This window comes from Streptomyces sp. NPDC008125, assembly GCF_042957125.1.
Taxonomy (GTDB): Bacteria; Actinomycetota; Actinomycetes; order Streptomycetales; family Streptomycetaceae; genus Streptomyces.
Genome location: NZ_JBIBHR010000019.1, coordinates 54430 through 79778, shown reverse-complemented (window position 1 = coordinate 79778; position 25349 = coordinate 54430). Strand labels below are relative to the sequence as shown.

General features: G+C 72.1%; 19 protein-coding genes. 17 read left to right on the top strand and 2 right to left on the bottom strand.

Features of this window, described 5'->3' with window-relative positions; translation table 11 throughout:
- Positions 1-677 precede the first annotated feature (677 nt).
- Positions 678-1538 carry a DUF429 domain-containing protein gene (locus ACFZAX_RS27920; protein WP_390965044.1) on the top strand — a complete coding sequence of 287 codons (861 nt, stop codon included), beginning with the start codon at positions 678-680 and terminating at the stop codon, positions 1536-1538.
- Between the two features lie 187 nt (positions 1539-1725).
- Here ACFZAX_RS27920 and ACFZAX_RS27915 read toward each other — a convergent pair whose 3' ends face one another.
- Positions 1726-3588: a beta-galactosidase gene (locus tag ACFZAX_RS27915; protein WP_390965043.1), complete on the bottom strand. Its 1863-nt coding sequence runs from the start codon at positions 3586-3588 to the stop codon at positions 1726-1728.
- 95 nt (positions 3589-3683) lie between these two features.
- Here ACFZAX_RS27915 and ACFZAX_RS27910 point away from each other — a divergent pair, with 95 nt between their 5' ends.
- From ACFZAX_RS27910 to ACFZAX_RS27870, 9 genes are all read left to right on the top strand, one after another.
- Complete coding sequence (locus ACFZAX_RS27910; RefSeq protein ID WP_390965041.1) at positions 3684-4700, top strand: substrate-binding domain-containing protein; 1017 nt, start codon at positions 3684-3686, stop codon at positions 4698-4700.
- 651 nt (positions 4701-5351) lie between these two features.
- The gene (locus ACFZAX_RS27905) at positions 5352-6677 is read left to right on the top strand and encodes a carbohydrate ABC transporter substrate-binding protein (protein WP_390965040.1); all 1326 of its coding nucleotides are present in this window, start codon (positions 5352-5354) and stop codon (positions 6675-6677) included.
- A gap of 283 nt (positions 6678-6960) precedes the next feature.
- Positions 6961-7821: an ABC transporter permease subunit gene (locus tag ACFZAX_RS27900; protein ID WP_390965038.1), complete on the top strand. Its 861-nt coding sequence runs from the start codon at positions 6961-6963 to the stop codon at positions 7819-7821.
- Between the two features lie 11 nt (positions 7822-7832).
- Complete coding sequence (locus ACFZAX_RS27895; RefSeq protein WP_390965037.1) at positions 7833-8726, top strand: ABC transporter permease subunit; 894 nt, start codon at positions 7833-7835, stop codon at positions 8724-8726.
- A gap of 66 nt (positions 8727-8792) precedes the next feature.
- Positions 8793-8972: a DUF6903 family protein gene (locus tag ACFZAX_RS27890; RefSeq protein ID WP_390965036.1), complete on the top strand. Its 180-nt coding sequence runs from the start codon at positions 8793-8795 to the stop codon at positions 8970-8972.
- Positions 8969-10396, top strand: a complete 1428-nt coding sequence (locus ACFZAX_RS27885; protein WP_390965035.1) for an alpha-L-fucosidase — start codon at positions 8969-8971, stop codon at positions 10394-10396. The genes ACFZAX_RS27890 and ACFZAX_RS27885 overlap by 4 nt, the downstream gene beginning before the upstream one ends.
- A gap of 164 nt (positions 10397-10560) precedes the next feature.
- Complete coding sequence (locus tag ACFZAX_RS27880) at positions 10561-11580, top strand: peptidyl-prolyl cis-trans isomerase (protein ID WP_390965034.1); 1020 nt, start codon at positions 10561-10563, stop codon at positions 11578-11580.
- Entirely contained in the window at positions 11577-13943 is a 2367-nt protein-coding gene (locus ACFZAX_RS27875; RefSeq protein WP_390965033.1) for a discoidin domain-containing protein, read from the top strand. Before ACFZAX_RS27880 ends, ACFZAX_RS27875 begins: the two co-directional genes overlap by 4 nt.
- 420 nt (positions 13944-14363) lie before the next feature.
- Positions 14364-15437 carry an MsnO8 family LLM class oxidoreductase gene (locus ACFZAX_RS27870; RefSeq protein WP_390965032.1) on the top strand — a complete coding sequence of 358 codons (1074 nt, stop codon included), beginning with the start codon at positions 14364-14366 and terminating at the stop codon, positions 15435-15437.
- A 76-nt stretch (positions 15438-15513) separates the two neighbouring features.
- Here the strand turns inward: ACFZAX_RS27870 and ACFZAX_RS27865 are convergent, their stop codons facing one another.
- A complete protein-coding gene (locus tag ACFZAX_RS27865; RefSeq protein ID WP_390965031.1) occupies positions 15514-16656 on the bottom strand; it encodes a prephenate dehydrogenase in 1143 nt (380 codons plus the stop codon).
- A 459-nt stretch (positions 16657-17115) separates the two neighbouring features.
- On the opposite strand from ACFZAX_RS27865, the gene ACFZAX_RS27860 reads away from it, so the two are divergent.
- From ACFZAX_RS27860 to ACFZAX_RS27830, 7 genes are all read left to right on the top strand, one after another.
- Positions 17116-17619, top strand: a complete 504-nt coding sequence (locus ACFZAX_RS27860; protein ID WP_390965030.1) for a flavin reductase — start codon at positions 17116-17118, stop codon at positions 17617-17619.
- Between the two features lie 373 nt (positions 17620-17992).
- Complete coding sequence (locus ACFZAX_RS27855) at positions 17993-19522, top strand: FAD-binding protein (protein ID WP_390965029.1); 1530 nt, start codon at positions 17993-17995, stop codon at positions 19520-19522.
- Positions 19523-19563: 41 nt separating this feature from the next.
- Positions 19564-20781 (top strand): acyl-CoA dehydrogenase family protein, encoded by a 1218-nt coding sequence (locus tag ACFZAX_RS27850; protein WP_390965028.1) that lies wholly within the window; start codon positions 19564-19566, stop codon positions 20779-20781.
- Positions 20778-22367 carry an AMP-binding protein gene (locus tag ACFZAX_RS27845; protein WP_390965027.1) on the top strand — a complete coding sequence of 530 codons (1590 nt, stop codon included), beginning with the start codon at positions 20778-20780 and terminating at the stop codon, positions 22365-22367. Before ACFZAX_RS27850 ends, ACFZAX_RS27845 begins: the two co-directional genes overlap by 4 nt.
- Before the next feature lie 60 nt (positions 22368-22427).
- On the top strand, positions 22428-22919 hold the full coding sequence (locus tag ACFZAX_RS27840; RefSeq protein WP_390965026.1) for a flavin reductase: 492 nt from the start codon (positions 22428-22430) through the stop codon (positions 22917-22919).
- 92 nt (positions 22920-23011) lie between these two features.
- Complete coding sequence (locus tag ACFZAX_RS27835) at positions 23012-23998, top strand: LLM class flavin-dependent oxidoreductase (protein ID WP_390965025.1); 987 nt, start codon at positions 23012-23014, stop codon at positions 23996-23998.
- A gap of 47 nt (positions 23999-24045) precedes the next feature.
- On the top strand, positions 24046-25275 hold the full coding sequence (locus ACFZAX_RS27830; RefSeq protein ID WP_390965024.1) for a styrene monooxygenase/indole monooxygenase family protein: 1230 nt from the start codon (positions 24046-24048) through the stop codon (positions 25273-25275).
- The last annotated feature ends 74 nt before the right edge of the window (positions 25276-25349 follow it).

Here is a 25349-nt window from a genome sequence, read left to right as displayed (position 1 = left end):
ATGTGGACCTTCGAAGGTCTCGGGTACGACGGATGCCGCTTCGTTCATGACCGTGACGAAAGGAGGCGCCTCGAATCAGGATTCGATCGGACCGCTCCGGTACCGGGAATGTGTGACGCATTCCGTTGTCCGTGTGATCCTGTTTCCTGATCGGCTCGCGCGCCAAGCATCGGGTGATCTCGATGTGCCCGGGCTTCCGCTCGGTGTGTACGGCGGATTCGTTCCTGCGAAGTGACCCGTCGGTCGACTTGCTCCCGGTGGTGCGGTACGACGGAGGTGTCGGACCACGACGAGCCCGACTTGTTGGTCGCCCGGGGTCCGACCGTCGAATCGGATCTGCTCCGCCGACTGCCCGATCCAGCCGGTCCCGAGGCGTGGACCGTGGCCCTCCGGCGGTGCCAGTATCACTCCCGGGAGCAGGCGGACTGCGGGACGGCGGAGGCCCGCTGCCGCTGTCCGGTTCGTGGACTGGCCGAGGATTTCCCCGGCACGACGAAGAGCCGCGGCGGTGCCAGAACATCGCGGTGCGGGGCCGGGGCCGAGTCGGGCGGTGGCGGAGCGGCAGCCGGGGAGTCCGGCGCGCGGAAGGCGGGGGCCGGGAGATGACCTCGGGCAAGTGGACGGAGACCGCGGCGATGCGCCCACCTGTGCCGGACCCGTGCGTGCCGGACCCAGGTGTGCCCGGCGACCCCGTGGCGGACGCGCCCATGGTGACCGTCGGCATCGACCTGGCCGGCTACACCGGAACAACCGGCGTCTGCCGTGTCACCTGGACGGGACGACCGGTCGTCGAACTCCTCGACGCCAGGAACGACGACGATCTGCTGGCGGCGATGCGGACCGCCGACAGGACCGGCCTGGATTCGCCCGTCGGATGGCCGATGGAGTTCACGTCCCTGCTCGCCGCCCATCGGGCCGGCACGGAACTGCCCGTACGGACCCGGTACGCACCGTGCTCGGACGGCCGCGAGGGGCTGAGCCGGTTCACGCACAGGCTGACCGACGACGTGGCATGGAAACGCACCGGGGCGGGGAGGCAGCGCCCGCTCTCGGTGGCCGCCGACAAGCTGGGTGTCGTCGCCATGCGCGCGGTGGATCTCCTGGAAAGGCTGGCGGGGGCGGCGTCCGCCGTTCCACGGGACGGTTCGGGTTCGGTCGTGGAGGTCTATCCGGCGTACGCGCTGATGCAGTGGGGGCTTGCGGGCAAGGGCAGTTACAAGAAATCGACGCCTGCCGCTCTGGCCGCGCGGGCCCGGATCCTCGCCGGTCTCGCCGACGGCTTGAGCCTCGATCTCGGCGCACGGGTACGGGACAGGTGCACGCGCAGTGACCACGACCTGGACGCTCTGATCTCGGCGGTGGTCGCCCGGGCCGCCGCGTGCGGGATGACCCACCCGCCGGTATCCGACGAGGAGCGTGCCAGGGCCATGGTGGAGGGCTGGATGCACCTGCCCCGGCGGGACTGTCCACTCTCCGCCGTGCGGGACGGGGTGCGGACCCGTGAGCCGCACCGCATCGCGCCGTCGCCCTCGTCGTGAAGGGCCGGCGGAACGCGCACGATCCGCCGGCCCCTGCCTGTCCGCCGTCGTCCCGGTCGCCGATCCGTCGTGTCCAGCTCGCCGGACCGGAAGCCGGACCGGATGCCGGACCGGATGCCGGACCGCTCGCCGGACCGGAAGCCGGACCGGATGCCGGACCGCTCGCCGGACCGGACGCGGGGACCGGTCAGTCGAACTCCTCGATGTACTCCTCCGGCGGGCCGAGTTCGGGACGGTCACGCAACTCGATCTCCTCGCCGAGCTGTTCCAGTTCGAGGATCGTGATGGTGTTCTCGCCGGACCGAAGGAGCGGCGCCGGGCAGTACAGGGTGACCTGGGGCCCGATCTCCCAGTAGCGGCCGAGCAGGAACCCGTTGACCCAGACGAAGCCACGTCGCGACCCCGGCAGCGCGAGGAAGGTGTCCGCCGGAGTGCCGACGTCGAACCGTCCGACGGCGAACCCGGTGGCCGGCGTACCGGGAACGGAGGCGGGCGCGGGGCCGGAGGCGAGTGCCTGGACGAGTTCCGCGCCGGACCACTCCTGGAGCGCGACCGGCGCGCTGTCCCAGCCCTGCACCGTGCGCCGGTCGACCAGGACCGGCCCGAGCAGGCCCTTGTGCCCGCCCACGGCCGGTCCGTAGTTGATCCGGCCGAGGTTCTCGACCAGGACCTCCAGCTTCACGGTCCCGCCGGTTCCCGTCACGGGCAGTTCACGGGAACCGGCGTCGGCGATGCCGAGGAAGGCACCGTCGACGAAGACGAGCGCGCGGTCGCGTACATCGGTGAGGGTCAGCTGGTGCGTGCCCGCCGGGATGCGCGGGTGCGCGGTGTACAGGACCATGCCCGCGTCCAGGCCGAGTTGCTCGAAGGTGGCGGGACGCGGTGCGGTGCTGGTGGTCGTCGGCGGCACGGCGCGCAGCCCGGGGAGAAGGCCGGCCCGGTGCGCGAGCGGCACGCGGGAGGGCGGGAGCGTCGGCAGCCGCTCGGAGGACCGGAGGGGTCCCTCGGCGCCGAGCGCCTCGCGCATGGCGAAGAACTTCGGGGTGAGCGTGCCGTCTTCGGCGATCGGGGCGTCGGAGTCGTAGCTGGTCACCACGGGCTCCAGTCGGCCGTCCGTCTCGTTGGCACCCGCCCACAGGCCGAAGTTGGTGCCGCCGTGCGCCATGTAGATGCTCACGCTGCCGCCGTCCGCGACGATGCCGCGCAGGGTGTGCACCGCGCTCTCCACGCCGCGAACGTGGTGCCGCTTGCCCCAGTGGTCGAACCAGCCGTTCCAGAACTCGGCTACCAGGAAGGGCTCTTCGGGGCGCCGGCCGGCGAGGAGCCGGCGGGCGGCCTCGGGTTTGGAGCCCAGGGTGGCGGCCATCAGGGTGCCCGGCAGGGACCCGCCGTCCAGCATGAGCTCGGTGGGGCCGTCCGCCGTGAACAGCAACTCGTCGATGCCCCGTTCGAGCAGGGCCTCGCGGCTCCAGCGCATGTAGGCGTGGTCGTCGCCGTAACTGCCGAACTCGTTCTCCACCTGCACCGCGACGACGGGCCCGCCCTCGGATGCCTGGAGCGCCGCGATGCGGGGGATCAGTTCGTCGAACCACGTGCCGACCGCCGAGGTGAACAGCGGGTCCGAGCTGCGCAGGGCGAGGTCGCGGCCGGTGATCCAGCCGGGCAGACCGCCGTTGGACCACTCCGCGCAGATGTAGGGGCCGGGCCTGACGATGACGTCGAGGCCCTCCTCTCCCACCGTGCGGATGAAGCGTTCGAGGTCGCGCCAGCCGTCGAAGCCCGGCGCCCGGTCCTCGCGCGGCTGGTGGAAGTTCCAAGCCACGTACGTGTCGATGGTGTTGAGCCCGAGATCGGCGATCCGGCGGATGCGGTCCCGCCAGAGATCGGGATGAACCCGGAAGTAGTGCAGCGCTCCCGACAGAATGCTGTGCGGAACGCCGTCGCGGTACAAGCGGCCCTCGCGCCAGGACAGAGCGGCGGTGGCGGGGCTCGCCGCCGCATCGTCCGTGGGGCGTGCCGGGGGGATGTGTGTCGTGGGCGACTCAGTCACGGCGCGAGCGTATGTTATCGATGACATGTATAACAAGCTTGGTAGAGTCCAACAGCCGATCCCGGAGGATGGAGCGTCTTGAGCGAGGACATCTCTTGAACGAGGACATCGCGAGGCCGAGGCAGCCGAGCATGGCCGACGTGGCCCGGATCGCCGGAGTGTCGGCGCAGACGGTGTCACGCGCTCTGCGTGGTTCGCCCAACGTCACTCCGGACACCAACCGGCGCGTGCTCGCGGCGGTGGAGCAGGTCGGATACCGCTTCAACAGCGCGGCGAGGGCGCTCTCTTCGGGGCGCAGCCACACCATCGGGCTGGTGCTGCTGGAATCCGGCGGGTACTACTCGCGCTCGGCGGTCACCGCCGGTGTCGAGTCGGCCGCGGGTGCGGCGGGGTACGCGGTGAGCATCGCCACCATCGCCGGGCTCGACGCCGGTCTGATGGAGCGGTCCCTGGCCAAACTCGCCGACCAGGGCGTCGACGGTCTGGTGATCGCCGTGCCGCTCCTGTCGGTGACGCAGAAGATCGAGGACCTCACCCGCGAGATCCCGACCGTCACCCTCGACGGGTCACGGACGCAGGGGGCCCGGGTGCTCGGGATCGACCAGGCGGAGGCGGGCCGGTTGGCCACCCAGCACCTCCTCGACCTGGGACATCGCCAGATCTGGCACATCGCCGGGCCGGACGAGTGGATCGAGGCGCGTCAGCGTCGCCAGGGCTGGCAGCAGTGCCTGGACGCGGCCGGGATCGAGCCGCCGACCCCCCTGGAGGGGGACTGGTCGCCCGACTCCGGGTACCGGCAGGGGCAGATCATCGCGATGATCCCGGAGATCACCGCGGTCTTCGTCGCGAGCGACGAGATGGCGTTCGGGGTGATCAGGGCCCTGCGCGAACGCGGCCGGTCGGTGCCCGGCGACGTCTCCATCGTGAGCGTCGACGACATCGCGCTGGCGGCCTACTGCGCGCCGCCCCTGACGACCGTCCGGCAGGACTTCTACGGGTACGGCGCGGCGGCCGTCGCGCTGCTGCTCCAGGGGGAGGCCGGCGTCGAGGACTCGGCCGTCACGGCGTCCCTGTCCGTGCGTGGCTCCACCGCCGCGCCGCGCCGGGGGTGAGACCGGGCGGCGCCGGCCCCGGGGTCTCACCTCCGGCCGTCCGGTTCGCCCGTGTCCGGCCTCTTGCATCACCGGACGGCCCGTTGGCCGCCGGTCGGTGGGGGAGCCCGGTTCACCGCCATGCGTCGCCATGAGCCACGAACACCCTGGATTCATGAGGTCCGGAGCTCGCCCGACCGTGCCCTTTCGTCCCGCTCGCACGTGGTTCGCGCGGTTCCGGCGCCGCTTCCGGGCGGTCCGGACAAAAGGATCACGGGCGCCGGTCCGGTACCCCGTGCGCGTGCCGACCGGCCCGCGCGTCCGGACGCTTCGCCGGAACTCCCTTGCGCGCACGGGGCGCTGACGCGGGATCGCGAACCCCGCGCGCCCGCGTCCGGGGCTCCGGGCGGGTCCGGCGCGGCGGTCCGCGTGGGCCCGATGTGACGGGTTCGGCGAATCGACCTCATCTGACCCCTTGCGCCGTCATGTGATCGATGCCATCGTACGCACCATGTTATCGGTGCCACCGTAACAACGCCGGATCGACGAGGATCCAGGTCCGGCCCTGCGGTGGCGCGGCGCCGGGCGACGCGGCCCCCGAGAGGGGCCTCACCCGGCCCGCTCTGCCACTCGCAGTCAGGTGGGCAGTTGTCCACGGGAAGGACCCCCAGAATGAGGAAGTCGCTCGCCTTTGCGGGCACCGCTGTGACGGTGCTCGGGCTGCTCGCCACCGGATGTTCGGGAGGCGGGGACAGCGCGGACTCGGGCAGGACGACCCTCAAGGTCGCGGCCCTCGAAGGCGGCTACGGCCGGGACATGTACACGCAGGTCATCAAGGCCTACGAGGCGACGCACCCGGACGTCGACGTCCAGCTCCAGATCTCGAAGAGCATCGAGGACGAGATCACCCCGAACATGAAGGCCGGCAAGTACCCGGACGTCGTGGTGCTCGGCCAGGGCCGCAAGGCCGCGCTCACCGAGACCCTGGTCAAGGACAAGGCCGTGGAGGACCTCACCCCGGTCCTCAAGGCGAAGGTCCCCGGCGAGACCAGGACGGTCGGCGACAAACTCACTCCGGGCATCGTCGGCAACCTGAACACCAACCCGTACGGCACGGACAAGACGTACCTGATGCCGATGTACTACGCGCCGACGGGCCTGTTCTACAACCAGGGCCTCTTCGAGAAGAACGGCTGGAAGACCCCGGCCACCTGGGACGAGATGTTCGCGCTCGGCGACAAGGCGAAGAAGGCGGGCATACCCCTCTTCACCTACCCGACCGCCGGTTACCTCGACTCGTACTTCTTCGCGCTGCTCGCCGACGTCGGCGGGGAGCAGTTCTACACCGACGTCATGACGTACAAGAAGGACGTCTGGAAGACGCCGAACGCGAAGAAGGCGCTCGACATCACCTCCAAGCTGCTCGGCTACGCCGCGCCGACCACCGTCGGCTACGCCAACGAGCAGGACTTCACCAAGAACCAGCAGTCGATCCTGGACAACAAGGCGCTGTTCATGCCGAACGGCACCTGGATCACCGGTGAGATGGCGGACGCCCCGCGCGCCGACGGCTTCACCTGGGGCCTGACCCCGCTGCCGGCCGTCACCGCCGGGGCCGAGCGCTACCTGACGACCTCGGTCGAGTCGGTCTGGGTCCCCAGCGCCGCCCAGCACAAGGACGCGGCGAAGGAATTCGTCGCCTACCTGTACTCCGACGAGGCCGCGAAGATCTTCGCCAAGTCGAACGCGATCCAGCCGATCCAGGGCATCGCCGACAGCCTGACCGGCGAGAGCGCCTCGTTCTACAAGCTCTACGAGGACCCGTCGGTCTCCGCGCTCGTCGGCGGCTTCGCGAGCACCTCTCCGGTCGAGGGCGTCGACATCAAGTCCACGCTCTTCGACACCGCCAACAGCATCATCAGCGGCGACACCACCGAAGCGAAGTGGCAGTCCGCGCTGAACGAGGCCAGCGAGAAGCTGCGCCAGGCGGGCAACTGACGTGCCCGGCGGCGACCCGGCCGACCCGGGCCGCCGCCGGCGCCGCCACCCGGGCGTGTGCCGAACGTCCCGCCTGTCCGGCGACGCCCGGCACGCACGCCCGCCGGGAGACCTTCCCGGCCCACTCAGGACCGCCTCGTACGACCGAAGGACCGGCACGGTGACGACCCTCTCCACCCCACCCCAAGACTCAGCGGATCCCGTAGCGAAAACACGGACGTCCGCCGGTGCATCCCGGCGCGGCAAGACGTCCCCGGCACGCCGGCCCGGCCACACCCGCTTCGTGCTGGCCTGCCTGCTCCCGGCCCTGGTGCTCTTCGCGGTGTTCATGGTCTATCCGACCGTGAACGTCTTCCGGATGTCGCTCTACACCTGGAGCGGCTTCTCCCCGGACATGAAGTTCGTGGGGCTGGACAACTTCCGCCACCTCATCGACGACGAGCAGTTCGTGCGGGCGTTCCAGAACACGGTGACGCTGTTGGTCGTGGTCACCGCCGTGACGATGGGGATGGGCCTGTTCCTCGCCGCGATCATGACGCGGCAGAAATTGCGCAGCCGCAACTTCCTCCGGTTCGTGCTCTACATCCCGAACGTGCTCTCCGTGGTCGTGATCGCGGCGGTCTTCTCCGCCATCTACGACCAGAACAACGGTCTGCTCAACAGCACGCTGCGGCTGGTCTCCCTCGACAGCTGGCAGCAGGTCTGGCTCGGCGACCAGAAGGTCGTGCTCTACTCCGTCGGCATCGCGATGGTCTGGCAGTCCCTCGGTTACTACATGGTCCTCTACATGTCGAGCATGTCGAGCGTCCCCGAGGAGCTCTACGAGGCCAGCGGGCTCGACGGAGCCTCCGCCACCAGGCAGTTCTTCTCCATCACGATGCCGCTCATCTGGCAGAACCTGCGGACCTCGCTGACCTTCTTCATCATGAGCGCGGTCAACCTCAGCTTCGTGCTGGTCCGCGCGATGACCGGCGGCGGTCCCGACAGCTCCTCCGAGGTCCTGCTGAGCTACATGTACAAGCAGGCGTACACGAACTCCTCGTACGGCTACGGCATGGCCATCGGTGTCGTCATCTTCGCGTTCTCCTTCCTCGTGTCGCTCCTGATGAGCCGGGCGACCAAGCGCGAGCCCCTTCAGTTCTGAGGACGGACACCATGACCGTGATCAACACACCCCGCCCCCCCGCCGCCCGCTCGCGGATCGGCCGCGTCCTCACGTACCTGCTCGTCGTCGCCCTCGCCCTCGCCATCGCGGTGCCGGTCGCCTGGGTGCTGCTCGCCTCGCTGAAGAAGAAGAGCGAGTTCTTCGGCAGCCCCTGGACGCTGCCCGAGGGGCTGCGCCTGCAGAACTACGTGGACGCGTTCACCGACGCGCACATGGGCCAGTACTTCGCGACCTCGGTGTTCGTCACCGTGCTCGGCCTGGTCCTGGTCCTCGCGGTCTCCGTGCCGGCCGCGTACGTCATCGCCCGCTACGAGTTCAGGGGCAAGGGCTTCGTCGAACTCCTCCTGCTCGGCGGACTGTTCGTCAACGTCAACTACATCGTCGTCCCGATCTTCCTGATGCTGGTCGACTGGGACAAGGCGCTCGTCGACGTCTTCCCCGGCGGGTTCTTCCTCGACAACCCCTCGGTGCTCTCGCTCGTCTACGCGGCCACGTCGATCCCGTTCACGATCTACCTGCTCACCGCGTACTTCCGGTCCATCCCGGTCGCCTACGAGGAGGCCGCGTCGATCGACGGGGCGTCCCGGTTCCGGATCATGACCCGGATCATGCTGCCGATGGCCCGGCCCGCGATCACCACCGTGATCCTGTTCAACTTCCTGGCCTACTGGAACGACTTCATCATCTCGCTGACCCTGCTTCCCGGCGAGGGGAAGACCGTCCAGGTCGGCCTGCTCAACCTGTTCACGGCACAGAAGGCGGCGGCGGACTACGGACGCCTGTACGCCGGCATGGTCATCGTCATCGTCCCCGTCCTGATCGTCTACGCCTTCATCCAGAAGCGGCTCATCGAGGGCATGGCATCCGGCGGCGTCAAGGGCTGACGGGCCCAGGCCGTGTCCGACATCTCAGCGACCGGGCCGAGCGGCCCCGGTGGAAGGAAAACCGACATGAAGGACTCGACGCGTACGGCGCTGCTCGTCGGCGTGCGCACCCTCGTCGCGGCGGCCTGCGTGGCGCTCGTCGTGGTGGAGCGCAGGACGATCGGCTGGGGACACCTCGGCGTCATGCTCCTCGCGCTGGCCGGGCTGATGGCCCTGCTCGCCTCGTACAACCGGAGGTACCGGTGACCACCGAGACCGCGTCCGCACGGGCGCTCGCCGACGTCCGGCCCAGTGAGCGGCAGCTCGCCTGGCAGGAGATGGAGTTCTACGGCTTCCTCCACTTCGGCATGAACACGATGACCGACCGGGAGTGGGGCGAGGGACACGACGCCCCGGCCCTCTTCGACCCGGCCGGCCTCGACGCCGACCAGTGGGTGGCCTCGCTCAAGAGCGCGGGGATGACCGGCGTCATCCTCACCTGCAAGCACCACGACGGCTTCTGCCTGTGGCCGAGCGACGCCACCGACTACTCGGTCGCCTCCTCGCCGTGGCGCGGCGGCACGGGCGACGTGGTGGCCGAGGTCGCCGACGCCGCCCGCCGGCACGGCCTGAAGTTCGGCGTCTACCTCTCCCCGTGGGACCGTACCGAGGCGTCCTACGGCTCCGGGAGCGCGTACGACGACTTCTACGTCGCCCAGCTCACCGAACTGCTCACCCGCTACGGCCCGGTGTTCTCCGTGTGGCTGGACGGCGCCAACGGCGAGGGCCCCAACGGCAAGCGCCAGGTCTACGACTGGGAGCGCTACTACGCGGTGGTCCGCGAGCTCCAGCCCGACGCGGTGATCAACGTGTGCGGCCCCGACGTCCGCTGGTGCGGCAACGAGGCCGGCGAGACCCGCCCCGACGAGTGGAGCGTGGTCCCGCGCGCCCTCCAGGACGCCGAGCGGACCGCCTCCGTCTCGCAACAGGCGGACGACGGCGAGTTCTCCCGCCTCGTGCGCAGCGACGACCGCGACCTGGGCAGCCGGGCCGCGCTCGCCGGCCACGGGTCGGACCTGGTCTGGTACCCGGCCGAGGTCAACACCTCGATCCGGCCCGGCTGGTTCCACCACACGGCCGAGGACACCGAAGTCCGCTCGGTGGACGAGCTGTTCACCATCCACCAGCGTGCCGTCGGCGGCAACTCCTGCTTCCTGCTGAACGTCCCCCCGGCCGCGGACGGACGTCTGCGGGACGCCGACGTGGCAGCCCTGAGCGGACTCGGCCGACGCATCGAGGAGTTCCGCTCCCGCCGGATCGGGGCGACCGCGACGGTCACCTCCGGCAGCCCCGGGGACGTCGCCACCGCCTGGCCCGGCAAGGCGGAGACGCCCTGGCGCCCGGACGGCACCGACACCTGCCCCGCCGTGACCCTCGTCTTCGACGGGCCCCGCCGGATCGAGGCGGTCGTGCTCGGCGAGGACATCACCCAGGGCCAGCGCGTCGAGCACGTCGTCGTCCGCGGCGGCCTGGGAGGCGGGTGGACCACGCTCGCCGAGACGAGCGCGGTGGGCTACCAGCGCATCCTCACCTTCCCGGCCGCCGAGGTCGACACGGTCGAGTTCCAGATCACCGCCACGCGGGACACCCCCGTCGTCGCGCGGGTGGCGGCGATCGGGGCGGGGTCGTGAAGGGCGCGGCGCCCGGCACACGGGCGCCGCGCCCCCCGGCGGGCACCCGCAGGCCCGGCTCCGGCAGGCCCGGCTCCCGTCGGCCGGCCGCCGCGCGCGGCACCGGCGGCGCCGCCCGCACGGCACAGGCACCGCGGCGCCCGTGGCGGCGGACCCTCGCCGCGGTGGCCGGCGCCGTACTCGCCGTCGTCGCGGTGGTCGTCGCGACGGTGGGGATGTCCGGCGGCCACCGGGGGGACGACGTCGCCACCCTGGGCGGGCGCCCGGTCACCCGCGAGGAGCTCCTCTTCCACATGGGACGGCTCGCCCCCACCGTGCAGAACGAGCTGACCACCACCTACCACCTGGCAACCCCGTTCAGCTGGAACGCGAAGGCGGGGGCGAAGACCGCTCTCCAGCGCCTGGAGAGCAGCGCGTTCGACGAGATCCGGGAGGACCGGGCCACCCTCGTCCTCGCACAGCAGCGGGGTCTCGTCGACTCCGTGGACTTCGCGGACCTCTCCGCCGAGCGCACGGCGGAGAACGAGGCCCGCGCCCAGGCGGTCCGGGCCGGGCAGACGGTCTACGGGGTCACCGACTTCTCCCCCGAGGAGTACTGGACCCACCGGCTGACCGAACTCACCACCAGCCTCAAGGACCTGCTCGGCAAGGACGCCGCGGGCCCGCTCCACGTCACCGACGCCGAGGTCCGCGAGGCCTTCGACGCGGACCCGGACTCCTGGAGCGCCAACGCGACCACGTACGCGTACACGCAACTCGTGGTCCAGGTGCCGGACGACGCCCCCGCGGACTTCGCCGCCGGCCTCCAGCGCCGGGTGAAGGCCGCCGGGCACCTCGCGGACGTCACCGGGGTGCCGGACACGAAGCTCGCCACCGGCACCTACGGCGGCAGCGGCCCGACCGGGCTGAGCACCCACGACCAGGACCTCGTCTCCGTACTCGGGGACCTCCACCGGGGCCAGGTCTCCGGGCCCGTCAAGGGCACCGGCCAGATCACGTACTACCAGCTCGACAGTGTGAAGACCGACCAGGACAAGGCGTTCACCGAGTACTCCGGGCGGATCCGCCAGTCGCTCGTCGAGAAGAAGTACGCCACCTACCTCCAGCGCCGGGCCGACGACGCCTCGATGCACGTCGACAACTCGGCGGTGGCCGCCATCAACGCGAAGGACGTGCAGCAATGAGACCTGCCGACATCGGCCCGCCCGCCGACGAGACGTCGGTGAAGCGCCCGTGGCTCACCACGCGGACGGTTCGCACCGGCCTCGCCTCCGTGCTCGCCGCGCTGCTCGTGGGGTCGCTCGCCCCGGCCGCGCACGCGGCGGCCGGACCGCAGAGCCCCGCCGCCCCCGCGGCTTCCGCCGCCGGCAAGTCCTGGCCCGGCAACAAGCACAACGCCACCGGTGGCAAGGACTACTACATCGACGCCACGCTCGGCCACGACACCGCGGCCGGCACCTCGCCGAAGAACGCCTGGCGCAGCCTGGCCAAGGCGAACGCGACGACGTTCCGGCCCGGCGACCGCATCCTGCTCAAGGCCGGCGAGCAGTGGCAGAACGAGCAGCTGTGGCCGAAGGGCTCCGGCAGCGCGGGCAAGCCGATCACCATCTCGGCGTACGGCGACAAGCGCGCCGGCCGGCCCTACATCGCGGCCAACGGCAACGTGCCCAGCCCGTTCAACGCCGACGGCACGAAGAACCCGCAGACCGTCGGTCTGACCGGCGCCATCGTGCTGCGCAACCAGCAGTACTGGGACATCGACAACGTCGAGCTGTCCAACGACGACGACTTCACCACGGACATCACCACGGGCAGTTACGTCCGCGACGGCATCATGGTCTCGATCAACGCCGACCTGTTCCCGGACGGCGCGGACACGGTCATGGACCACTTCCGTATATCGGACATCTACGTCCACAATCTCGACGGCCCGAGCAGCTGGCAGAAGATCCACTACGGTGCGGTCGACTTCCAGGTCTTCGGCAGCAAGAGCTACAAGGCGTACCCGGCCGGCGGATACCACTTCAGCGACGTCCGGATCGAGAACAACACCTTCGAGAACGTCGAACTGCACGCGGTGCAGTTCGCGTTCAACTGGTTCGCCGCCGACAGTGCCGACTCCGGCCAGTACGACGAGGCCGGCAAGTGGCACGAGGGCTGGGAGCAGCTCTGGGTGCGCACCCGCGACCTGTACAGCCGTGACGTCTACATCGGCCACAACTACGCCAGGAGCATCGGTCAGGGCGCCTTCCAGCTCGCCGACTCGCAGCGGATGACGGTCGAGTACAACGAGGTCAACGGCTTCCTGGAGCGCTACAACGCGGTCTCCTGCGGTCTCTACCTGTGGGCCGGCGCCGACTCGACCATGCAGTACAACGAGGTCTACGGCGGTCCGGACAACGAGTACGACGGCACTCCCTGGGACCTGGAGTACACCAACTTCAACGTCACCTACCAGTACAACTACTCGCACGACAACGCCGCGGGCTGGATGGCCTACATGGGCAACAGCTCCAACTCGGTGGCACGTTACAACCTCAGCGTCGACGACAACGGCGTGCTCGTGAAGAACATGCTGTCGACGAACTACGCGCCGACGTACTTCACCAACAACACCTTCGTCTACGACGGCGCCGACCTGAACACCGTCCACGACGAGACGTTCCTGAGCCGCGTCTACTTCCTGAACAACATCTTCTACAACACCTCGGAGACCACCCCGACGCCGTGGTACCGCCGTACCGGCGCCCTGCGGCAGGCCGTGTTCTCGAACAACGACTACTACGAGGCGTCCGGCATCCACTCCGCCCAGGAGCCGGCCGACCCGGACGGGCTGCGGACCGACCCGATGTTCGTCGGCGACCCCGCCCACCACGTCACCGGTGCGGGCGTCGACAAGATCCGCAAGGCCGCCGCGCCCTTCGCGCTGCGCAAGGACTCGCCCCTGATCGACGCGGGCCGCTACAACGCGCACCTGGGCACCGAGGACTTCCTCGGTACCCACCTCTACTACGGCGACGCCCCGGACATCGGCATCGCCGAGTCCGGGTCCGGCCGCAAGGTGGCCCACCCGGTCGACACCGACCCGATCGAGGAGGAGACGGACAACAGGGTGGACCTCGCCCTGGGCAAGTCCGTGACCGCCGGCTCGACCCACCCCGGGGCGAACGGCTCGCTCGGCGCGGAGAAGCTGACCGACGGCGACCCGTCGACCCGCTGGGCCGCCGCCGACGACGCGGCCTACCCGATCACGCTCGACGTCGACTTCGGTGCGGACACCACGTTCGACCAGGTCTACCTGGACGAGTACACCGACTCGGGCACCAACCCCCGGGTGCGGTCCTTCGAGCTCCAGCGCTGGGACGCGGCCACCGGTTCCTGGGTCACCTTCGCCACCCGTGACACGGGTGTCGGGCACGACCTCACGGTGACGGGCTTCGGCACCGTCACCAGCACCAAGCTGCGGGTGGCCCTCACCAGCCGGATCGCCACGGAGCAGTACACCCCGAGCCTGACCGGGATCTCGGTCTACCGCGCGGGCGCGTAACAGGGCGGACCCCGCGCGGGCCCCCGGCGAACGGGCCGGGTCCGCGCGGGTGACGCACCGACGGCGGGTGGATGCCACGGCAGCCACCCGCCGTCGGCGTGCCGGGGGAAGGGCGGCGGGACAGCGCACCCGAGGGCGGGGGCGGCTCCGCCCGCTGTGTTTCCGCCCGATTTCCCGGCGGCCGGGGCGCACTTGTTCGTACGGCCGTCATCCTCCCGCAACACTGGGGCCGCGCACGGGAGTCGAGGCCTGTGCGGCGCGGGGGCCGAGACCCCGGCGGACCTGCGCCGATGGCGCACCGAGCGGTACCGGCCGCCCGGCCCGGCAGTTCACGCGCCGCCCGAAGAGGCCCCCGCACACCCTGTCCGGAAACGACAGCGTGGTCTCACGCGCGCCGTCCGGATGGGTTTTGCTCGCCCCATGACTGACGAGAACTCCATTCCCGCTCCGGCCGGGGCCCAGGGAACGGCCCCCGTACCGTTGTCCGTGCTGGACCTGGTGGCTGTGGGACAGGGATATACGGCCGAGGCGGCTCTGCGTACCTCGGTGAGTCTGGCGAAGCTGGCGGACGCACGAGGCTTCTCCCGCTACTGGGTGGCCGAGCACCACTCCATGCCGGGCATCTCGAGCAGCAGCCCCGCCGTGGTGCTGTCCCACCTCGCGGCCCACACCCGGCGGTTGAGGCTCGGCTCCGGCGGAGTGATGCTGCCCAACCACGCCCCACTGGTGATCGCCGAGCAGTTCGGCACCCTGGAGGCGCTGGCACCGGGCCGGGTGGACCTCGGGCTGGGACGGGCACCGGGAACCGACGGCGCCACCGCCTCCGCGCTGCGGCGCGGCGGATCCGAGGACTTCCCCGCCGAGGTGCGGGAGCTGCTGGCGTTCCTCGCCGACGACTTCCCGGAAGGACACCCGTACGGGCGTATCCACGCTGTGCCCGGCCCCGTGCAGGGGAGCACCGGACAGCCCCAGGTGTGGCTGCTGGGCTCCTCGGGTTTCTCCGCCCGGCTCGCCGGCGAGCTGGGACTGCCGTTCGCGTTCGCCCACCACTTCGCGGCCCAGAACACCCTGCCCGCACTCGACCTCTACCGCGGCAGCTTCCGGCCCTCCGCCTTCCTGAGCCGGCCCTACGCGCTGGTCGGCGTGTTCGCGTTCGCCGCCGAGGACCCCGAGGAGGCGCGCCGCCAGGCACTGACCGGAGCGCTGGCGACGGTGCGGCTGCGCAGCGGGCGGCCCGGCCTCGTGCCGACGGCCGACGAAGCGGCGGCCCACGAATTCACCGGCCAGGAACGTGCGGTGCTGGGTGGTTGGCTGGACAACGCCCTGTACGGCACCGGTGACGAGGTCCGGTCCGGCATCGACCAGCTGTACAAGCGGACCGGGGCCGACGAGATCATGCTCGCGACCAACTCTCACGGAACCGCGGAGCGCCTGCGCTCCGTCGAGCTGATCGCGGACGCCTACGGCCTGCCGGGCGGCGGGGCCGCGCACTGACGGCGGCCCCGGGCCGCCCGCGCCGGGGCGGGGGCGGCACGGGGCCGAGGGCCAGGGGGCGGCACCGGGCCGACGGTCAGGCCGGGGCGGCGGCCTCGACAGCGCCGGGGAGAAGGCCGTCGGGGAGACGGACGGGCCAGCCCGTCTCGGACAGCCGTCGCCGCAGCGCCTCCGCCTCGGCGTACGGGGCGGTGATCCGGGCCGTCAGACCTCCGGGGCCCTCGTCCGGCAGCAGCCGGAGCGCGTCCTCGGCGAGACCCAGCTCCGCCGTCTCCAGGAGCAGCCGGCCCAGCTCTCCCGTACGGCCCGTCAGCTCGACCCACACGGTCGAGGAGTGCGAAGGAGCCCCCGCATCCCTCCGGTCGTGCAGGATCCGCCGCCCCTCCCGGCCCCGTGCCAGCAGTTCGCGCACCACGGCACGGCTCTCCTCCCTGGCGGCCGGCGAGGCACCCGCGTCGCCGACACCCTCCAGCGCGTCCAGTGCCGTCAGCAGGTCCTTCGCCAGGGCCCCCAGCGCGTCCGTGACCGCGGCGGCGTTGGACCCGAGGATGTCCGCCCACAGATCGGGGTCGCCGCCCGCCACCCGTGTGACGTCCCGTACCCCCTGCCCCGCCAGCCGCAGCACCTCGTGCGGGGCGTCCCTCAGGCGCCCCGCGAGCAGCGCCGAGACCAGATGGGGCAGGTGCGAGACGAGAGCCACCGTCTCGTCGTGCGCCTCGGGTTCCATGACCACGGGGACCGCGCCGCACAGCGCCACGACGGCGAGCGTGTGGTTGAGCACCGTCCGCGAGGTGTTCTCGGCCGGGGTCAGCACCCAGGAACGGCCCTCGAACAGGTCGGCGCGGGCGGCCAGCGGACCGGACCGCTCACTGCCCGCCATGGGATGGCCGCCGACGAAGCGGGTGCTGTCGGCGCCGCTGCGCAGCACCGCCTGAGCCGTGGCCGACTTCACGCTCGCCACGTCCGTGTAGCCGTGCGCCAGCCCGCGCCGCTGCTGCTGGACCAGGACCTCCGCCACCCGGGTGGGCGGCACGGCGAGCACCGCGAGGTCGACCGGCGCGGTCGGCACCTGGGTGGTTCCGGCGCCCAGGGCCGCCGCGACCCTGGCGGCCGCCGGATCGGAGTCCACGAGATGCACCCGCACTCCGTGCCTGCCGAGTGCCAGACCGACCGACGTGCCGATCAGCCCGGTGCCCACCACCGCGACCGTACGGATCACCGGGACCCCCTCCGCGTACGGCCGAGGAGGGCCACGGGGCGCCGGGACCGCAGGGGCCGGGGGTGCCCCGGTCGCGGCCCGGCGTCGAAACCGGGCTCCCGGCAGGAGCCGCAGTGCGCGCGTACCGCCGCCGGTTCGCTGACTGTCATCTGTGCCCTCCGTGGTCGCGGAATGTTCCGGCCGTCCGCCGCAGTGTGGCCACGAACCCGGCTCCGGTTGCGGCCCGCGGGCGCACCGGAACTGCCACAAACGCGCACACCGGTCCCGGCCCCCGCCCCCTCGGGGCGTCGGCACCGCCGTTACGCGAACGCGGCAGAGGGCGTGCGCCCGGACGCAACAGCCGGCCCGGACGGCCCCCTAGCGTGAGCTCGCCGGCCGGAACCGCTCCGGCGGCACCGGGGCCGGTGAACCCGGTGGCACGTCAAGCACCCACTCGCACCCACTCGTCCAGGAGGAGCCGTGGAACCCGATCTGCGTACGGTGATGCGGCATTTCGCCACCGGTGTCGGCGTGGTCAGCGTGTGGACGCCAGAACCGTCGGCAGGGGGCGGGCGGCGGCACGACGCCGTGACCGTCAACTCCCTCGCGCCCGTCTCCTGGGACCCGCCCCTGGTCTCGCTCTGCCTGCGTCACGACTCGGCGTTCCTGGCCGACCTGCTGAAGGCGGGGAAGTGGGCCGTATCCATCCTGGGGGCGGACGGAGCGGCGACCGCGGGCCGGCTGGCCCGTCCCCGGGAGAAGCGGAGCGAGGCGCTCGCCGAACTCCGTTCCGCGCCGGGCGAACACACCGGGGCGCTCGTGTTCGAGGGCGCCGGCTGGCTGGAGTGCGCCCTCACGGAGTCCTTCACCGCCGGCGACCACCTGATGGTGATCGGGAGGGCGCTCGCCACCGGAGTCACCCCGTCCCGCAGACGTCTGGTCTTCCTGAACGGCGTCATGAGCCCCGCCCCGGCGGCCGGTTAGGCGACGTCCGGCCATGGTCCGCCGGACGCCACCCAGCCGTGGTCCGGCCGCCGGACACACCCCTCGGCCCCGGCCCGCCCCCGACCCCGTCGGCCGGCGCGACCCCCACCGCGCCGGCCGGCCCCGACTCCCGGTCCCGTACGGCAGTCGTCACCGCGCCACCACCCGCCCGCCCCCCGGCCGGGCCCGACCAGTCCCGTCGGGCGGACGGCGCCCGGCACCTCGCGGCGTCGTCGGACCGCCCGTGTACCTCCCGTACCCGGGTGATCCTCCGCCGTGCGATCGCACGCACCGGACGCCGCCCGGCCCGCCCTCCGAGTGTCCGGCGCTCCTTCCGGAACACGAACCAGCCGAAAACGCAGGGGAGTTCACCATGTCCGACCACCCGACCGAGGCGGCCCCGCCCCGGCGGCCCGCCCTCCACAAGGCGCTCGACGAGGCCGAGCGCCTGCTCGGCGCCGACCGCGTGCTGCGTACGGCTCCGGACGCCGACCGGCCCGGTCCGCTCGGCCCCAACACCAGCCTCTTCCGCCAGCGGCGCGTCGCCGCCGTGATCCGTCCCGCCACCGCGGACCAGGTGCCGGAGCTCGTGGCCCTCTTCGGCCGAGACCCGGACTCGGGCAGCCTCCACGTCATCAGCACCGGCCGCAACTGGGGTCTGGGGTCAGGCGAACCCGCCCAGGACGACACGGTCGTGCTCGACCTGGGCGGACTCGACCGGGTCAGGGCCTTCGACCTGGAGGCCGGCTGGGCCGTCGTCGAACCCGGGGTCACCCAGGGGCAGCTCTCCGAACTGCTGGACGGTACGTCCCGCATGGTCAACGTGACCTCCTCGGCGGCGGCCACCAGCATCCTGGGCAACGCGCTCGACCGGGGCGTCGGGCTGCGCCGCCAGCGGACCGAGGACCTCGCGGGGCTCGAAGTCGCCCTCCCGGACGGCACGTCGGTCCGGGTGGGCTGGTGGCCCACCGAGAACCGCACGGCCCCCGTCTACGCGCCCGGCCTCGGGCCGTCGACCCTGCCGCTGTTCGTCCAGTCGAACCTGGGGGCGGTCACCGCCGCCGTGGTGCGCCTGCCGGTCCGCCCCGAGGCACTGCGTGTGGTGCGCCTGACGTTCACCCACGACGTGCTGGCCGACGCCACCACCGCGATACGCCGCTGGGTCGCCCAGGGCCTCGTCGACGGCGTCCCGCGGATCTTCGACCCGCTCGCCGGACGTGCTTATGGCGCCCCCGACGGCGAGTTCCTGGTGCACCTGCCGGTGGACGGCACCGCTGAGTCGGTGGCCGCGCTGACCGGCCTCCTGACCGCCGAGGCGGGGCGCACCGGACTGTTCACCGGCGTCTCGGACACCAAAACCGAAGGCGCCGACGGAGCAGAGGGAGCCGCCGACGGAGCCGAGGGCGCGGACGCCCGGGAGTCGGCCCGGCTCGTGGAGCGGGGCTACACCGGCGACCCGGACGTCTCCGACGCCATCTTCCAAGCCAAGATGGGCGTCACCGCCGACCACGTGGACGACAGCGCGGGATTCCTGTTCTTCCTCCCCCTGCTGCCCTTCACCGGCGAGGCCGTCGCGCACGCCGACGCGCTGCTGCGGCGCGCGGGGGAGGAGACGGGCGTCCGCCCCTCGGCGACCCTGCACATCCTCGGCCCGGACCTGGTGGACTGCGTGGTCGCCGTCAAGTTCCCCCGGGACGCCGACTCGGCCGGGCGGGCACACCGCGCGCTGGACCTGCTCCACACATCCTTCGCCGAGGCCGGCTACGCCCCCTACCGGCTCGACATCGACCACGCCGAGTGGCGCGAGGCCTTCGCCTCCGACCCCGGCGAAGTGGCTCTGACCAGGCGCCTCAAGACGCTGATCGACCCCAACAACGCCATAGCAGCGGGCCGTTACCGCTGATCAGCGACACCCCACCGCATCCCAGGAGACAGGGGAACACCATGGCCATTTCCCAGACGGCACCCGTCCCGCGCCCCCCGGGCGGCCGGCGCGCGGTCAGCGCCGACGAACTGTTCCGGTCGGCCCGTGAGCTCATCCCGGTCCTGCGCGCCGCCTCCGACGAGATCGAGCAGGCGCGCCGGCTGCCACCCACCGTGGTGGAGCGCCTCAGGGAGGCGGGCGTCTTCCGGATGGCGGTGCCCGTCGAACGAGGCGGCCCCGAGCTGGACTCGGTGCAGCAGACGGAGGTGGTGGAACTCCTGGCGCGGGGTGACGCGTCCGCCGCCTGGTGCGCCATGATCGGCATGGACACACCGCTGTACGCCCAGTTCCTGCCGGAATCCGTGGCGCGGGACGAACTCGGCGACCCCGACACCGTCACCGCCGGGCTGATCCTGCCGGTGGGCCGCGCGGAGCGCGTTCCCGGCGGCTACCGGGTCACCGGGCGCTGGCAGTTCGCCAGCGGCATCAACCACGCGGACTGGGTCGTCGCCGGGTGCTTCGTGTACAAGGAGGGCGAACCCGAGCCGGGCCCCGACGGGTCGCCCGCCCACTGGCGGATCGTGCTGGCGCCGCGCCAGGACTTCGAGGTGATCGACACCTGGCGCACCACCGGGCTGGCCGGCAGCGGCAGCTGCGACTACCGGGCCGACGACCTGTTCGTCCCCGAGGAGCATTCGTTCAGCTTCAACTCTCCTCGCGCCAAGGGTTCTTCCGCGACACCGGAGGCGATCCTGCGCAATATGCCGGGCGTTCCGCTCGGTGTCGCCCGTGCCGCCCTCGACTACGTCAGGGAGCTCGCCGCGAACCGCGTCGACCGGGCCGCCGCGACCCCGTGGGCCGAGACCTACCGCGTGCAGATGGCCATTGCCGAGGCCGAGATGGAGCTGGGAGCGGCCCGGCACGCCGTCTACGGCAGTCTGCGCCGCCAGGCCGAACTGCTGAGCCACACCGGTGAGTTGGGTCCGGATGACCGGGTGGACACCGTGCTGGCCCGGGTCAACGCGTTCCGGGCCGCCCGCTCGGTGGTGACCCGGCTCTACGATCTGGTCGCCACCACGGCCATCTACCGCACCACCTCACCGATGGACCGGTGGCTGCGCGACCTGACGACGATGCGCCAACACGTGATCGCCCAGGACCAGGTGCTCCAGTCCGCGGGCGCGCACATCCTCGGCGGAACCCCGCACAACAGCTTCAGCCTGGGCATCGTGGCATGACCGGAGCCCCGCCGCCGCCCGCCCTGCTGGACGGCGGCCCGCTGCCGCCCCACCCGGTCACCACCCTCGGAGAGGCCCTGGTCCGCGCGGCCCGAGGACCGCACGGGGTCACCCTGATCGACGGCACGGGCGCCGCCACCCTCCTTCCGTACGCGCGGCTGTACGGGAACGCGCTGCGGGCGGCGGCGGGGCTGAGGGCAGCCGGTGTGGACCGAGGCGTCGCCGTCGTCGTGACGACGACACGCCCGGCCGAGCTGCTGACCGGTTTCTGGGCCTGCGTGCTCGCCGGAGCCCTGCCGCTGCCCGTACCCCCGGGCGGTCGCGAGGAGACGGCCCTGGCCGCCTCGGCGGCGGGCGCCCGCCTGTTCCTCGGCGACGCGCCGCCAGGCGGACTGCCGCCCGGGCTGCGCCCGCTGGGTCCGGTGGACGGCCTGCACGGCGGGGCCGGGGTGCCGGACTCCGGTGCCCTGCCGGACGGCACGGCGCTGCTCACCCTCACCTCGGGGAGCGGGGGCGTGCCCAAGGCGGTCCCGCTGACGCACCGCAACGTCCTCGGCCGGGCCCGGGCCACCGCACTCGCCCGAGGACTGGACGCGACCAGCAGGACCCTCAACTGGATGCCGCTGGACCATGTGAGCGGCATCGTGATGTTCCACGTACGGGACGTCTTCCTCGGCTGCCGCCAGACGCACGCCGACACCGCGTGGGTCCGCGAGGACCCGCTGCGCTGGATGGACCTGGCGTCCACCGGCCGCATCGACACCACCTGGGCCCCGAACCACGCCTTCGCCCGGGTCGCCGAGCGACTGGAGGACGAACCGGTCGAGCGGGGCTGGGACTTGACCCGGCTGCGGTACGTCATGAACGGCGGGGAGGCCGTCAAGGACCGGGTGGCCCGGCGCTTCCTCGCGGCCCTCGCCCCGTACGGTCTGCCGCCCGGCGCCCTCCATCCCGGCTGGGGCATGCCGGAGACCTCCTCGGGGGTGGTGGACTCCGTCTACACCCCTCACGACGGACCGCCCCGCCGCTACGTCTCCGTCGGCGTGCCCCACCCCGGAGTGGCCGTGCGCGTGGTGGACGAGGAAGGAGAGCTGCTCGGACGCGGGGACCTGGGGCGGGTCCAGGTCCGCGGAGTGCCGGTGGCACAGCACCTCATGACCGGTGGACGCCTGCGGCCCGCTCCGCTCACCGACGACGGATGGCTGGTCACCGACGACCTGGGTTACGTCGCGGACGGCGAGCTGACCGTCACCGGCCGGGCCGACGACCTCATTGAAGCCGGCGGCCGCCGCTACCACGGACACGAGATCGAGGAGGCGGTGGACCGCCTCGGCTGCGTCCACCCGTCGTTCACCGTGGTGCGCGGCTACGGCCCCGCACCCGGCGGGGCCGCAGCGCTCGCCGTCTTCTTCCGCCCCCGGGCCGGAACCGACCCGGAGGAAGCCGGACGCCGGGTGCGCGAACACCTGCGACAGCACTTCGGAGCCACCGTCGACCACCTGGAAGCACTGGCCGAGGACGACCTGCCGCGCACCCCCACCGGCAAACTGCGCCGCTCGGCGCTGACCGCCCGGCTGCCTGGCTGACACTCCGTCCGCTTCCCCCTCCCGCTCCCCTTCCGCCCGCGCCGACAAGGAGTCCCGCACGTGTCCCTGGACCTGCGCACCACGATGCGCACCTTCGCCACCGGAGTGTGCGTGGTCACCACCTTCGCCGAGGAGGCCGGAAGGACCCGGCACGACGCGGTGACCGCCGGCTCCCTGGTCTCCGTCTCGCTGGACCCGCCACTGGTCTCCCTGACGCTGCCCGACGACTGCGACGTCCTCGCGGACCTGCTCGCCACCGGAGTGTGGGCCGTCTCCATCCTCGACGTGGCGGGCGACGACCTGGCCCGCGCCTTCGAGGGCGACCGCGAGACACGCGCCCTGGCGCTCACCACCTGCTCCACCTCGCCGGGGCCGCGCACCGGGGCCCTGGTCATCGACGCTCCCGGCTGGCTCGAATGCACGCTGCGCGAGAGCCGCCGCTTCGGCGACCACACCCTGCTCATCGGCGAGGTGCTCAGCACCGGCGGCCACCGCAGGCGGCCCCCGCTGGTCGCGCTCGACGGAGCCATGAGGGCCCTGGGCGGGGTCTGACCCCGCCTGTCCGACGCGGATCGTCGGACACCGCCCGGCCGTACCCCACGAACCCGTCCGCACCGCGTGACGGCCGACACCAAGGAGAACCGGTGAAATTCGGAATCTGGCTGGACTTCCGCAACCCCGAGCGCTGGCGGCAGCCCTGGGAGCAGGTGTACGAGGAGACCGTCGATCTGGCGGTCTCCGCCGAGGAGCTGGGCTTTGAATCGGTGTGGCTCTCCGAGCACCACCTGACGGCGGACGGCTACCTGCCCTCCCTCTTCCCCGCGCTGGCCGCCATCGCCGCCCGCACCCGGCAGGTCCGCCTCGGCACCGCCATGGTCCTGGCGAGCCTGGTCCACCCGCTGCGGCTCGCCGAGGACGCCGCCGTCACCGACCTGCTCGCCGGTGGCCGCCTCGAACTCGGGCTCGCCCCCGGCTACCGGGAGCAGGAGTTCGCGGCGCTCGGCGTCGAGCGCGCGCACCGGGGCGCCCGCACCGAGGAGGCGGTGGGCATCCTCCGCAAGGCCTGGACCGGGAAGCCCTTCGCCCACAGCGGCGAGCACTTCACCTTCGACGAGGTCACCGTCACCCCGGTCCCCGGGCGTTCGGACATCCCGCTGTGGATCGGCGGCGGCGGCAAGGCCGCGGCGCGCCGGGCCGGCCGCCACGGACTGCGCTTCCTGCCGGACCTCGGCACTCCGCCGGAGGTCCTGGAGATCTACCGCGAGACGCTGGCCGCGCACGGCCACGACCCGGCGCTCTTCCCGGTCACCGCGATCGTCACGCCCGGCGTGCACATCTGCGAGGACGCCGACGAGGGCTGGGCGGAGATCAAGGAGCACTACCACTACCTGCTCAACACCTTCCAGGAGTGGTTCGGAGCGCCCGGCATCCCCTCGGCGGACGACCTCCCCCGGGAACTCTTCCTGGTCGGTCCGCCCGACCGGGTCGCCGAGGAGATCCGCGAGCGCGTCAAGCCGCTGGGCGACGTCGAGCGGGTCATCTTCTTCGGCCGGGCACCGGGCCTGCCCGCCGAACGCGCGCGCCGCTCCCTGGCCGCGTTCGCCGAGCACGTCATCCCGCAGTTCGCGTAGGACCCGGCCGCCCCCGTACCCGTACAACCCGATCGTGAAGGAGCACCATGCCAGACATCGCCATCGTCGGAGCGGGCATCTCCGGCCTCCACCTGGCCCTGCGCCTCCAGCAGGCGGGCGTCACCACGACCCTGTATGCCGAGCGCACGTCCGAGGAGGTGGCGGCGGGCCGTCCGCTGCATCTGCCGGTACGTTTCGGCCGCACCCGGCAGCGCGAGCGCGAGCTGGGCGTGGCCCACTGGGAGGGCCGGGAGAACGGCACCTACGGGGTCAACCTCGTGGCAGGCGGTGAGCCGGACATCCGCTTCCTCGGCCGGCTCGACGAGCCGGCGTCCGGGGTGGACTTCCGGCTCTACCTGCCCAGGCTGACCGCGGACTACCTGGAGCGCGGCGGGCGGGTGGAGGTGCTGAAGCCGGAGCCCGCGGAGATCGACCGGATAGCGCCCCGCCACGACCTGGTCGTGGTGGCCGCGGGCCGGGCCGCCACCGGGCTCTTCGCCCGCGACGAGGCCCGCTCGCCGTACCGGACCCCGCAGCGGGTACTGACCGCCGGGCTGCTGCGGGGCATCGCCCCCGTCGACCCCGGCCACATCCACTTCCAGGTCACCGAGGGCGGCGAGATCTTCTCCACCCGCATCCTCACCGCCGACGGGCCGGTGCACGGCGTGGTGGTCGAGGCCCTGCCCGGCGGACCGCTGGAGCGGCTCGCCGCGTTCGACCACCTCGCCGACCCGGCCGGTTTCGCCGCGGAACTCCTCGGGCTGATCGAGAAGTACGCCCCCGACCTCCGGCAGCGCGTCGACGCCCGGGAGTTCGGCCTGGCCAAGCCCGGGGACGCCCTCCAGGGGGGCATCACGCCGGTGGTCCGGGAGAGCTGGACCGTGCTGCCCTCCGGGCGCGTCGCGCTGGCACTCGGCGATGCCTGGGTGGTCAACGACCCGCTGACCGGCCAGGGCGCCAACCTGGGCTCCCGCAGCGCTTTCGAACTGGCCGACCTGATCGGTGAGGGCGGGCCGCTGGACGAGGACTTCGCCCGCCGCGCCGCCGCCCGCCTGTGGCGGATCGCCGAACCGGTGGTGGGGTGGTCGAACCTCAACATCGGGCCGCCGGCGGAGCACCTCGGCCAGATCTTCGTCACCGCCACGGAGGACCAGCGGGTGGCCGACGCCTTCGTCCGCAACTTCAACGACCCGGAGGCGATGTGGGAGGCGGTCAAGTCGCCCGAGGCGACCGCCTCCTGGCTGAAGCGGATCACCGAGGGCGAGGAGACCGGCTGACGGACCGCCGGGTGGTCTCCGTCAGGAGGACACCCGGCATGCGTCGGGCTCAGGACCGCCCGGCACCGGCCCGG

Bases quoted from the DNA above. Each gene is read 5' to 3' on its own strand.
- ACFZAX_RS27905 (WP_390965040.1), top strand. From the start codon at position 5,352: ATGAGGAAGTCGCTCGCCTTTGCGGGCACCGCTGTGACGGTGCTCGGG.
- ACFZAX_RS27895 (WP_390965037.1), top strand. From the start codon at position 7,833: ATGACCGTGATCAACACACCCCGCCCCCCCGCCGCCCGCTCGCGGATC.
- ACFZAX_RS27890 (WP_390965036.1), top strand. From the start codon at position 8,793: ATGAAGGACTCGACGCGTACGGCGCTGCTCGTCGGCGTGCGCACCCTC.
- ACFZAX_RS27875 (WP_390965033.1), top strand. From the start codon at position 11,577: ATGAGACCTGCCGACATCGGCCCGCCCGCCGACGAGACGTCGGTGAAG.
- ACFZAX_RS27870 (WP_390965032.1), top strand. From the start codon at position 14,364: ATGACTGACGAGAACTCCATTCCCGCTCCGGCCGGGGCCCAGGGAACG.
- ACFZAX_RS27855 (WP_390965029.1), top strand. From the start codon at position 17,993: ATGTCCGACCACCCGACCGAGGCGGCCCCGCCCCGGCGGCCCGCCCTC.
- ACFZAX_RS27850 (WP_390965028.1), top strand. From the start codon at position 19,564: ATGGCCATTTCCCAGACGGCACCCGTCCCGCGCCCCCCGGGCGGCCGG.
- ACFZAX_RS27845 (WP_390965027.1), top strand. From the start codon at position 20,778: ATGACCGGAGCCCCGCCGCCGCCCGCCCTGCTGGACGGCGGCCCGCTG.
- ACFZAX_RS27830 (WP_390965024.1), top strand. From the start codon at position 24,046: ATGCCAGACATCGCCATCGTCGGAGCGGGCATCTCCGGCCTCCACCTG.